The sequence below is a fragment of the Dolomitihabitans soli genome (assembly GCF_022213955.1).
GTDB lineage: Bacteria > Actinomycetota > Actinomycetes > Streptosporangiales > Streptosporangiaceae > Streptosporangium_A > Streptosporangium_A soli.
Map to the genome: position 1 here is coordinate 20169 of NZ_JAKNTW010000033.1, position 12255 is coordinate 32423.

The window sequence follows — 12255 nt, forward strand, 5'->3', positions numbered from 1 at the left end:
TCCTCAGGCGGCGGACGTGGGGCCGCTCGTGCGCGGGAAGCGGATGATGTTCCGGCCGGCCCAGGCCCGCAGGTCGACGACCGTGGCGTCTACGGCACGACGGCGTCGGTGCGCCGTCCTGATGTCACGGATCTTGTGCCGTGCCACGATGGGCGGTAGCACCACAAGTCTCTTCATCGAAGCCCCCCGGCGTGATGTTTTTGTTACCTAATAAGTATCGATCATCCCGTAAAACCGCTGTAAAGATCAGTAGGGGAGCGGGCGGCCCGCGGGCGAGCGCAGGTCGAGCTCCAGCGTGGCGGCGGTGCGCTTGCCAGCCTGTGGCCTGGCGATCCTGATACGTCGCATGACATGTCTCCCTGGTCTATCTCCCTCGTCTGAACCGACCATCCTCCTTCGCGCTTGACATCGGGTTGGCAGACGCTTGCAGCGCGCCCCGGCCGGCGTGTCCTTGAACAGCCCGGATGAGTTCAGGCAGGTCCTCCAGGCCCGAGCCTGGCCGTGCACGCCTCGGCCGCGAGGGACGCGCGGCCGAGTCTGAACCCCGCGTCCTGCACCACGTCCTCGGCCATGCTGCCGGGCGACCCGTGGGCGACGCCCACCAGACGTGGCCTGATCGCCTCGAACGTCGCGGCGAGACCGTCGTCGTCATCGTTCACACATTCAGGACGGTTCACGCTCCGAGTTTGTGACATCCGCCAGACCGGCCAAACTTTGACCCCGGGGCGTGCGTCCAACATCCCGTCGGCCATTCATGGAGGAGCATTGTGCGGTCATTGATCGACGGAGATCCGCAGCGTATCGGGGACTACTGGGTCGCCGGGCGGCTCGGCTCGGGCGGTCAGGGAGTCGTCTACGACGCCTACGACCTCGAAGGCCGCCGGGTGGCGCTCAAGGTGCTGCACTCCTCCGGCGATCCCGGCACGCGCGACCAGTTCGGCCGGGAGGCCACGGCCGCCAGGCGGGTCGCGTCGTTCTGCACCGCGAAGGTGCTCGCCGCCGACCTCGACGGGCGCAGGCCGTACATCGTCTCCGAGTACGTCGGCGGGCCGAGTCTGCGGCGGGCCGTGCTGGACGGGCGGCGGTTCGCCGGCGACGACCTGCACCGGCTGGCCACCGCGGTGGCGACCGCGCTGACCGCGATCCACGACTCCGGCGTCGTCCACCGGGACCTCAAGCCCGACAACGTGCTGCTCAGCCCGGACGGGCCGCGAGTGATCGACTTCGGCATCGCCAGGACCGCCGACATGTCGCTGACCGCCACCGGGCAGGTCGCGGGCACCCCCACCTACATGCCTCCCGAGGTCTTCACCGGGCAACGCGCGGGAACCCCGGCGGACGTCTTCGCCTGGGGCGCCGTCATGGTCTTCGCCGCCACCGGACAGGACCCGTTCACCGCCGACAACCTGGGCGGCGTCATGCACCGGGTGCTCTCCCACGAGCCCGACCTGGGCGCGCTGCCGGCACAGCTGAGGCCGTTGGTGGAGTCGGCGCTGGCCAAGGACCCCACGGTCCGCCCGGCCGCCAGGGACCTGCTGCTCGCCCTGGTGAGCGGGGACGGCGGCGACGTCGGGGGCCTGCTCGCGAAGGGCAGCCGCGCGGCCAGGGGCGTCCACGTGCCGGCGACGGGCGACCCGGCGCTCGGCACGCTCGCCGAGGACGCCTACGGCGCGCTGGCCCCGGAGGAGCGGCGGTTCGCCGCCGAGGTGTTCCTGCGACTGGTCGCGGTGGGCGAGGACGGCACCGAGACGGGCAGGTGGGCCGCGAAGGAGGAGTTCCTCGACGGCCGGCCCGAGCAGGAGGCCGCCGCCGTCGAGCGGATCCTGCGGGTGTTCTCCTACCTGCTCACGGTGAAGGACGAACAGGTGGCGCTGTCCCGCCCCGCGCTGCTCCGCGCCTGGCCGCGCCTGCGGCTCTGGGTGGACGCGGAGCGGGACGGCCTCGCCGTACTGGGTGCGATCACCACGGCGGCGCGGCACTGGGTGGGCAACGGGCGCAGGGACGGCGACCTGCTGCAGGGCAGCCGCCTGGACCTCGCCCTGCGCTGGGCCGCCACCGGCCGGCGCAACCTGACCCTCAGCAGGCTGGAGCGCGACTTCCTGAACGCGGGCACCGCCCTGACCCGCCGCAGGGGGCGCCGGCGGCGGCTCCTCACGCTCTCGATGGCCGTGCTGCTCGTCCTCTCGCTGGCGGGCGGCGGCCTGTCCCTCTACCAGACCGACCGGGTGGGCCGGCAGCGCGACCAGGCCAGGGGCACCGAGGCCGCGCACACCGCCGACTCCCTGCGCGGCACCGACCCCGTCGCCGCGATGCTGCTGAGCGTGGCGGGCTGGCGGCTCGCGCCGGGGTACGACTCCAGGTCCAGCATGATGTCCTCGCTCTACCAGCCCGAGACGGCGGTCTTCCGCCAGCCGCCGTCGAAGGGCATCGCCGTACGGGCCGCGGGTGTGGGCGGCAGGGTCCTGGCGGGGGTGGGCGAGGACGGCGTGCAGGTCTACGACGTGCCGTCGGGGAAGCGGACCGCGGCCTGGGACTGGCCCCCCGGCGTGGGCCGGTTCGTGCTGAGCGCCGCCCTCAGCCCGAGCGGCGACCTGCTCGCGGTGGTCACCGACCAGCGGGTCAGCGTGTGGGGGACCCGCGACGGCAGGCCACGCGGGCACCAGTCGCTCGGCCAGGGCGGCCCGACGCCCGTGGTGTCCTTCGGCGACCACGAGTCGACGCTGGTGGTGACCCAGGGCGGCGACGCCGTGCTGGTGTGGGACGTCGTCGCGGGCAAGACGCACGGCGCGGACTGGGACGGCGTCCAGAACCTCGCGATCTCCCGCTCGGGCGCGCTCGGCGCGGCGGCCGGGAACGACGGCGTCGTCGTGCGGCGTCTCCCCTCGGGCGCCGCGGACGGGCGCTTCCCCGCGAACTGCGGCGGGAACACCAACGTCGTCGCCTTCAGCCCCGACAACCGCACCCTGGCCTGCGGTGGCCAGGACATCGCGCTGTGGGACACGGCCACCGGCCGGCGCCGCCCCCTGCACCCCGACAACGGCAACTGGTGGTGGCAGCCCGACGCCTCGACCGCGGAACTGGACCGCGCGGTGACCTCCGGTCTGCGGTTCAGCCCGGACGGCAGCCTGATCGCGGGCTTCGCCGGCGACACCGTCAGGGTCTGGCGGATCTCCGACAACGCGGAGATCCTGCACTACCGGGCGGAAGGCCCGGTCGACGACCTGTGGGTCGACTCGGCGGCGGGCCGCCTCCGCTACCTCCTCGACGACACGGTGGTCACCATCGACCTGGGGCCGCGGATCACCACCACGACCCTGCCCGACGTCTTCAGGGTGGCGTTCAGCCCGGACGGGCGGTGGCTCGCGGTCGAGGGGCGAACGTCGGAGATCCGGCTGTGGGACGTACGGCGGCGCCGGTTCGCCGGCACGCTGCCGGGCGTCAGGGAGACGGGGGAGCGCGCCGTCTTCGACAGGACCGGCACCACCATGGCGACCATGAAGTCCTCCGACCGGGTGCGCGGGTGGGACGTCGCGACCCGCAAGCAACTGTGGAGTTACCGAATCCCCAAGAACTACTACGTCGAGTCGATGGTCTTCAGTCCCGACGGCAGGACCCTGGCGGCGTCCATGGTCGACTACCCGCCCACCGACAGCCGGCTGAGGGTGTGGGACGCGCGGACCGGCAGGACCGTGCGCGACCTTGAGCTGGAGACCTCGCTCGGCAAGATCGCGTTCACCGCCGACGGTCGCTCCCTGGTCTCCTCGACGGGGCGGATCGTCGATGTGCTGACCGGCAAACCGTCCGCGCGCGGCGTCAACGTCGCGGACAGCGACGTGTTCGCGGTCAGCCCGCGCGGGCCGCTGATGGCCGTCGGCGGCGAGGCGGGGCGCGTCGCGCTGTGGGACGCCGGGGAGCAGGCGCCGCGTCCCCCCGTCATGCACGGCCTGACCAGCCGACTGTCGGCCTTCGTCTTCACTCCGGACGGCGGCGTCCTGGCCGGCGTCCACGACGAGCCGGCCGCCGTGCAGTTCTGGGACACCGGAGCCAGACGCCGCCTCGGGACGCCGGTGCCGCTCGGCACGGACTTCGTCCTCACCCAGGGCTTCGGCGCGGACGGCGGCACCTTCTACGCCGCCGACGGGAACGGCGTCGTCTACGAGATGCCCATCGCGCCCGAGCGGGTCGCCGACGCGGTGTGCGAACGCGCCGGGCGGACGCTGACCGAATCTGAGTGGTCCAAGTATCTCCCTGATGTTCCTTATCGAGAGGTGTGTGCCCAATGACGAGAACTTTGTGGTCATAGTCGGCGTCCAACACCCCGACGACCGACGCCTGGGGGATGACCGATGGGGAACGCGCTGATCGACGGGGATCCGCAGCGGCTGGGTGAGTACTGGCTCGCCGGGCGGCTCGGCGCGGGCGGTCAGGGCGTCGTCTACGAGGCGTACGACGCCGAGGGGGTGCGGGTCGCGGTCAAGGTGCTGCACGGCGACCCGGCGGAGAACGCCGAACTGCGGGAGCGGATGGGCAGGGAGGCCACGGCCGCCCAGCGGGTCGCGTCGTTCTGCACGGCCAGGGTGCTGGCCTCCGACCTCACCGCCGCCCGGCCGTACATCGTCAGTGAGTACGTCGAGGGGCCGAGTCTGCGCGGTGCGGTGACCGGGGGGCGGCGGTTCGCCGGGGACGACCTCTACCGGCTGGCCACCGCGATCGCCACCGCGCTGACCGCGATCCACGAGGCGGGGGTCGTGCACCGCGACCTGAAGCCCGACAACGTGATGCTCGGCCCGGACGGCCCCCGGGTGATCGACTTCGGCGTCGCCAGGACCATGGAGATGTCGCTGACCTCCACGGGCATCGCCACCGGCACCCCGACCTACATGCCGCCCGAGGTGTTCATGGGGGAGCGGGCCGGGATGCCCGCCGACGTGTTCGCCTGGGGAGCGATCGTCCTCTTCGCGGCGGTGGGGGAGGACCCGTTCCGGGCCGACAGCCTCGGCGCGGTGATGCACCGGGTGCTGTCCGTCGACCCGGACCTGGGGGTGCTGCCCGGCTCGCTGCGCGACCTGGTGGCCGCCGCGCTGGCCAAGGAACCGGGAGGCAGGCCCACGGCGTCCGAGCTGCTGCTCGCCCTGATCAGCGGCGACGGACGGCTCGACATGGCCAGGCTCCTCGCCGAGGGGAGCCGGGCGGCGGGCGAGGTGGTCTCGGCCGCCCCCGTCGATCCCGCGCTCGGCACCCTCGCCGAGGACTCCTACGGCACGCTGAGCCCCGCCGACAGGGAACTGGTCCCCGAGGTGTTCCTCCGGCTGGTCACCGTCACCGACGACGGCGCGCTCGCGGTCCGCCGGGCGTCGCGGGCGGAGATCCTCGACGGCCGGCCGGAGCACGAGGCCGAGGGCGTCGTCCGCATCCTGGGCGCGTTCTCCTACCTGATCTCGGCCGGCGAGGAGATCGCGTTCACCCGGCCCGCGCTGCCGTACGCCTGGCCACGGCTGCGCGCCTGGATCAGGGCCAACCGCGAGGGCCTCGCCGTACACCGGGGGATCGCCACCGCGGCGCGCCGCTGGCACACCCAGGGCCGCCGCGCCCCCGACCTGTTCCAGGGCGGCGACCTCGACGGCGCGCTGCGCTGGGCGGCCACCGAGCGGCGCAACATCACGCTCACCCCGGTCGAGCGCGACTTCCTCGACGCCGGCGCCGCGCTCACCCGCCGCAGGGCCAGGCGGAACAGGCTGGTCACCGTGGCGATGGCCGTGCTGCTGGTCGCCGCGCTGGTCGCGAGCTTCCTGGCGGTACGGCAGAGCGGCCAGCTCACCGTGCAGCGCGACGAGGCGGAGGCGCGCAGGATCGCGGCGGTCGCGGACGGACTTCGGACGACGGATCCGGCGCAGGCGATGCTGCTCAGCGTGGCCGCCTGGCGGCTCGCCCCCGTCGCCGAGGCGCGTGCGGCGCTGACCGGCTCCCTGGCCCAGCGGAAGGTGCGCACCTTCACCGACCCGGCGGCGCAGGCCAGGCGGCTGCTCAGCGGTGACGGGCGGACCCTGGTCAGCGTCGGCGACGACGCCGCGCGCGCCTGGGACGTGCGCACCGGCGAACGGATCGGCGGCGTGGACCGGCTCGGCACCGACGGGCGGCGGGTGCTCGGCGCGAGTCTCAGCCCGAGCGGCCGGACGCTCGCGGTCGCCACCGTCACGGGCATCCGGCTGTGGGACGTCAAGACGGGTGACCCCCTGCCCGGCACTTACCCGAGCGCCAGCGAGCAGATCCACTACGACATCTACTTCGGCGAGGCGGAACATCTGCTCACGGTGATACTCGGGGACAGCATGACCGTGTGGAACACCCACACCGGCAGGCGGACGGGTCTCGGCGACTGCTGTGCGCCGGTTCCCCTGCCGGACGAGAAAGCGGTGATCATGCCGCTGCTGGACGGCCGCGGGGTCCACCGGTTCGCGCTGCCGCAGGGCGAGCGTGCCGCGCTCGTCGAGCGGTGCACGTCGTGTTCGGTTGCGGTGAGCCCCGACAGCCGCCTGATCGCCGTCGGGGAGGGCACGGAGATCGTCCTGCGCGACGCGCGGACGGGCGAGCAGCGCGACGGCGCCCCCATGACCGACTGGAACGGCGGGACGCTGCGGTTCAGCCCCGACGGCACGATGCTGGCCTCGGCCGCCCCCACCGGCGTCCAGGTGTGGCGGCCGGCGGACAGCGTTCAGGTGCTGGACCACAGCGTCTCGGGGACCGGCGGGAAACCCGCCTTCGACCCGGACGGGCGGACCCTCCGCTATCTCGACGGCGACACCGTGGTCACCTTCGATCTGCCTGCCGACGTCCGCCCCGGCGGCAGGCGGTGGGACGCGCTGAGCCCCGACGGGAGACTGCTGGCGGCCCGCGTGCCGGACACCGGGGAGGTGCGCCTGTCGGACGGGCGGCTGCTCGGCAGCGGAAGGCGCGGCGAGATCCACACCTTCCACGCCGCCTTCAGCCAGGACGGCACGCTCGTCGCCGACGGAGGACACACGCAAGACGGCGAGATCAACGTCTCCACGATCGCCGACCCCGCCAAGCGCGTCACCCTGCGGGACGCGTCGGTCCACTATCCGGATGCCCTGGCGTTCAGCCCGGACAAGCGGCGGCTCGTCACCATCGGAGCGCCCCTGAGCAACGCCGAGACACGCGTGATCATGTGGGACCTCGCCGCCGGGCGCGCCCTGTGGCGGCTGAACACCACGGTGGCCAGAGAAGTCACCTTCACCCCCGACGGGCGTTCGGTGATGCTGCGGTACGAGGAGGAGGTCAGGCGCGTCGACGCCGTCACCGGCAGGCTCACCGGCCCCGCCACGCTCGACGGCGGCTCGCGCGGGCTGCGGTTCGCCGCCGACGGCACCGTCTTCGCGCCCGGCGACGCCTCCGGGCACCTGAAGGTGTGGGCCGCCGGTACGGCGGGCCCCCGGGAACTCATCCTGCGCGGCCCCACCCGGGGGATCGTCGCCCTGGCCTTCTCCCCTGACGGGAAGGTGCTGGCCACCGGCGACAGCACCGGCACGCTCACCCTGTGGGACACCGGCACCGGACGCCCGCTCGGCCGCCCCGCCACCGAGCGGGTGTCCGGCTTCCGGACCCTGGCGTTCTCCTGGGACGGCTCCCGGCTGCTGACGCTCGACACGGCCGGCGGCTTCGCGGAGTATCCGGTGGACCCGGCCCGCCTGCCCGCCGCCGTGTGCGAACGGGCCGGGCGCGGCCTGTCGGAACGGGAATGGCGCACCTACCTGCCCGACACCCCTTACAGCGACCCCTGCCCGGCACGCCGCGCGGCCCACGGGGCCAGCTGATGCTCGGCAGCCAGACCGCCGGTTGCCGGTCACCTCCGGACCGGCCCTGCCTCCGGTCCGACTCCCCTCTTTGTTCGATTAATCGTCAAACTAATGACGATTCGAACGTCGCGTCGACGCCGTGTGCGCGGGCGGACCCGCTTGCGCGCAGGTCAGCGACTACGTAAGGATCAATGCTGTTTTGCTCGCCGCGGGCGTGTTCCGCGGCGATTGAAAGGAAAGGAACCACATGATCAAGACTGCGACGAAGGTCGCCATCGCCGCCACGCTGGCGGCGGGGGCGCTCATGGCCAACCCGGCGCACGCCGTTGCCGCCGCGTACACCCCGGAGGGGGTCTGCGGGGCCGGATTCTCGAAGGTGAAGGACGGGACGCGGGCCGTCAAGTCCGGCAAAGACCTCTACGGCCATGTCTACCTGCTCTACAACCGCAGGACGGGCTACAACTGCGCCACGTTGATCAAGACCGCGTTCCGTCGCACGGCCACCACCACCAGCGTGACGCTCCAGGTGGAGGGGCAGAAGCCCAAGAGCGACACGGGGCGGTTCAAGTACTACGCGGGCCCGGTGAAGCTGAAGGCCGACGGCGACTGCGTGCGGTACTCCGGGTACACCACTGACACCCGCATCGACCAGGCCCACGCCAGCGGGGGCCGCAAGACCTACGGCAACTGCAAGTAACCCTGCGGGGGAGATCCACGGAAGGCGCGGTGCGTTTCGCACCGCGCCTTCCGGCGTTCCCGGGTACGGCAAGGCGTTGACGTTTGTTGGTATGGTCGGCAAACTAATTGCGACTTGTGAACTGCCTTGAAGGAGCCTTCCGATGCCCTATCGCCCCCCGCTGGTGGCGCATGAGTACTTCGTCGCGGACCCCCCGGAACTCCCCGTGCGGGCGCGTGGCGAGGACGGCCTGTCGGTGTTGACGCGGGCCGAGCTGGTGGCCTCGGACGGCCAGGGGGTGACGTTCAAGGGAACGACCGCCGCCGAGGAGACCCTCGTGGTCCAGGTGGCCGCCGCGGGCGAGGGCGTGATCAGGGTGCGGCTCGGGCAGGACGCCGACGCACGGACCAGGTCGGCCAGGGCGACCACCATGGTGCACCCCGGGGAGTACCCGGAGGCCGGGGTGGTGGTGGGCGAGGAGTCGGTGGTGATCGACGCCGGGTCGTTGCGCGCCGAGATCACGCTGAGCCCGTGGCACCTGCGCTTCACCGACGCCTCGGGCGCCCTGCTGGTCGAGCAGGACTCCGGGCACGTGGACATCAGCGGCCGGTTGCGCACGCTGCCGTTCGGGCGGTCGAGCGCCGACGGCGGCACGGTGGCCTACCACGAGAGCCTCGCCGCCGCGCCCGACGAGTCGTTCGCCGGGTTCGGCGAGTCGTTCACGCCGCTGGACAAGCGCGGGCAGCGGCCGGTGATGTGGAACTACGACGCCTTCGGGGCGGAGTCGCAGCGGGCGTACAAGAACACCCCCTTCTACCTCTCCAGCCGGGGATACGGCGTGCTCGTCGACAGCGGCATGCCGGTCGAGTTCGACGTGTGCCAGTCGACGCACAGCTGCGTGCAGATCCTGGTGCCGGACGACCTCATCGACTACTACGTCATGGCCGGGCCCACGCCGGCCGACGTGCTGCGCAGGTTCGATCTGCTGACGTGCGCGCCGCTGCTTCCGCCGAAGTGGGCGTTCGGGACCTGGATCTCCTCGGGGTTCTTCGTCGACACCCAGGAGCGGGTGCTGGCCAGGGCGCGGAAGATCAGGGAGCGCGGGATCCCCTGCGACGTGCTGCACCTCGACTGCTACTGGCAGGTGAAGAGCCACTGGTCCGACATGCGGTGGGACCGTGACAACTTCCCCGACCCGGACGGCATGCTGGCCGAGCTGGCGGAGATGGGGTTCAAGGTCAGCCTGTGGATGAATCCGTATATTTCCCACAAAAGCCCGGATTTCCCCGAGGCCGCCCAAAAGGGATATTTCCTGAAGAACGGTGATGGCGAGACCTACGTCGCCGACTCCTGGCACGGCAGCCACCCCGCCTGCGGCATCGTCGACTTCACCAACCCCGACGCCACCGAGTGGTTCCAGGCCAAACTGCGCCCGCTGCTCCAGCAGGGCGTCGCGGTGTTCAAGACCGACTTCGCCGAGGGCGTCCCGCAGGACTCGATCGCGTTCAACGGCATGACCGGCACCGAACTGCACAACGTCTACACCCTGCTGTTCAACGACGCGGTCTCCGCCGTCACCCACGAGGTCAACGGGCACGGCCTGGTCTGGGCGCGGTCCTCGTTCCTCGGCGGCCAGCGGCACTCGGCCCAGTGGGGCGGCGACACCTACACCAGCTACGCCGCGATGGGCAGCACGCTGCGCGGCGGTCTGTCCCACGGCCTGTCCGGCGTGCCGTTCTGGAGCCACGACGCGGGCGGCTTCACCGGCACCCCCACCGACGACCTCTACATCCGCTGGGCCCAGTTCGGCGCGCTGTCGCCGCTGGTCCGCTTCCACGGCACCACCAGCCGCGAGCCGTGGGAGTTCCCCGAGCACGCGGAGAAGGCCGTGGTGGAGGCGCTCGAACTCCGCTACCGGCTGATGCCGTACCTCTACACCGCCGCGGTGACCGCCGCGCGCACCGGCGCTCCGATGATGCGCGCGCTGTGCGTCGACCACCCCGACGACCCGGTGGCCTGGCAGGCCGACCTGGAGTACCTCCTCGGCCCCGACCTGCTGGTGGCCCCGATGACCGCGCCCGAGGGCACCCGGCAGGTCTACCTCCCGGCCGGGTCCTGGATCGACTACTGGAGCGGCGAGACGCTGGAGGGCGGCCGCTACGTCAAGGTGACGCGGCCGCTCGACCGCGTCCCCCTGTTCGTACGGCACGGCGCCCTCATCCCGACGGCCGAACCCGGGCCCGCCGTGGGCGACGGTCTCTTCGGCGAGATCACCGTGCTCGGCTTCGGCGCGGACGGCGGCAGCCGTACGACCATCGAGGACCTCGACGGCACGACGACCGTCACCGCCACCCGCGAGGGCGACGTCCTGCGGCTCACGGCGGCGGGACCCGCCCGGGTCGGCACGACCGAGATCCCCGCCGTCTGATCCCCGCCTGACCACTCACCCCCAGGAGAGACACCATGTCGAAGCTACGCGCGGTCGCGGTCCTCGCCGCCGCCGCCCTGACCCTCGCCGCGTGCGGCGGCGGGGACGATCCCGGCGGCTCCGCGGCCGAGGCGAAGACGCTCACCCTGTGGCACTACGAGGGGGCCGAGAGCGCGATGGGGGTCGCGTGGGCCGACGCCATCAAGCAGTTCGAGGCGAGCCATCCGGGGGTGAAGGTCAAGTTCGAGGAGAAGGGCTTCGAGCAGATCCAGAAGACCGCGGGCATGGTGCTCAACTCCGACGAGGCGCCCGACCTGCTGGAGTACAACAAGGGGAACGCGACCGCGGGCCTGCTGTCCAAGCAGGGGCTGCTCACCGACCTGAGCGAGCAGGTCACCAAGCGCGGCTGGGACAAGCTGCTCAGCCCGTCGGTGCAGACCACCGCGCGGTATGACGAGCGCGGCATCATGGGCAGCGGCAAGTGGTTCGGCATCCCCAACTACGCCGAGTACGTCATGGTCTATTACAACAAGGACCTGTTCAAGAAGCACAAGGTCGAGGTGCCCGCCACCCTCGACGAGTTCACCGCCGCGATGGACACCTTCGTCAAGGCCGGTGTGACCCCGCTGTCGGTCGGCGGCGCGGAGTACCCCGCCCAGCAGATCGTCTACCAGCTCGCCCTCAGCAAGGCCAACCGCCAGTGGGTGGACGCCTTCCAGCTCTACAAGGGCAAGGTCGACTTCAAGGGGCCGGAGTTCACGTACGGCGCGCAGACGTTCGCCGACTGGGTGAAGAAGGGCTACCTCTCCAAGGACTCGGCCGGCATCAAGGCCGAGGACATGGGGCTCGCGTTCATGTCGGGCAAGTTCCCGATCATGATCTCGGGCAGCTGGTGGTACGGCAGGGTCGCCGCGGAGTCCAAGGGCTTCGAGTGGGGCACCTTCCTCTGGCCGGGCAACCAGTTCAACGCGGGCTCCAGCGGCAACCTCTGGGTCGTCCCCGAGAAGGCGAAGAACAAGGACCTCGCCTACGACTTCATCGACATCACCATGAAGAAGGACATCCAGAACAAGCTGGGCAACGCGGGCGGCGTGCCGGTGGCGGCCGACTCCTCGGCCATCACCGAGGAGAAGAACAAGGAGCTCATCGACAACTTCAACAAGCTCAGCGAGCAGGACGGGCTGGCCTTCTATCCCGACTGGCCCGCCCCCGGTTACTACGACACGCTCGTCGCCGGGGTGCAGGAGCTGATCAACGGCAGCAAGCCGCCGGCCGAGGTCCTCGACGAGATCGCTCAGCCGTACAACGACAACCTCGCCGACATCGGCGGCTAGGGC

Annotated in this window: 7 protein-coding genes; 5 read left to right on the plus strand and 2 right to left on the minus strand. The window is 71.6% G+C overall.

Features of this window, described 5'->3' with window-relative positions; genetic code table 11:
• Positions 1 to 3 precede the first annotated feature (3 nt).
• Together MBA17_RS40325 and MBA17_RS40330 are read right to left on the minus strand one after the other, a co-directional pair.
• Entirely contained in the window at positions 4 to 177 is a 174-nt protein-coding gene (locus tag MBA17_RS40325) for a hypothetical protein (RefSeq protein ID WP_238503054.1), read from the minus strand.
• Between the two features lie 293 nt (positions 178 to 470).
• The gene (locus MBA17_RS40330) at positions 471 to 659 is read right to left on the minus strand and encodes a sigma-70 family RNA polymerase sigma factor family protein (RefSeq protein WP_238503055.1); all 189 of its coding nucleotides are present in this window, start codon (positions 657 to 659) and stop codon (positions 471 to 473) included.
• A 108-nt stretch (positions 660 to 767) separates the two neighbouring features.
• On the opposite strand from MBA17_RS40330, the gene MBA17_RS40335 reads away from it, so the two are divergent.
• The 5 genes from MBA17_RS40335 (at position 768) to MBA17_RS40355 (ending at position 12252) form a co-directional block, all read left to right on the plus strand.
• Positions 768 to 4283 carry a protein kinase domain-containing protein gene (locus tag MBA17_RS40335; RefSeq protein WP_238503056.1) on the plus strand — a complete coding sequence of 1172 codons (3516 nt, stop codon included), beginning with the start codon at positions 768 to 770 and terminating at the stop codon, positions 4281 to 4283.
• 63 nt (positions 4284 to 4346) lie between these two features.
• Complete coding sequence (locus tag MBA17_RS40340; protein ID WP_238503057.1) at positions 4347 to 7832, plus strand: WD40 repeat domain-containing serine/threonine protein kinase; 3486 nt, start codon at positions 4347 to 4349, stop codon at positions 7830 to 7832.
• A gap of 229 nt (positions 7833 to 8061) precedes the next feature.
• A complete protein-coding gene (locus MBA17_RS40345; protein ID WP_238503058.1) occupies positions 8062 to 8511 on the plus strand; it encodes a hypothetical protein in 450 nt (149 codons plus the stop codon).
• Between the two features lie 142 nt (positions 8512 to 8653).
• Positions 8654 to 10918: a TIM-barrel domain-containing protein gene (locus MBA17_RS40350; RefSeq protein ID WP_238503059.1), complete on the plus strand. Its 2265-nt coding sequence runs from the start codon at positions 8654 to 8656 to the stop codon at positions 10916 to 10918.
• Positions 10919 to 10953: 35 nt separating this feature from the next.
• Positions 10954 to 12252, plus strand: a complete 1299-nt coding sequence (locus MBA17_RS40355) for an ABC transporter substrate-binding protein (RefSeq protein ID WP_238503060.1) — start codon at positions 10954 to 10956, stop codon at positions 12250 to 12252.
• Positions 12253 to 12255: the final 3 nt, after the last annotated feature.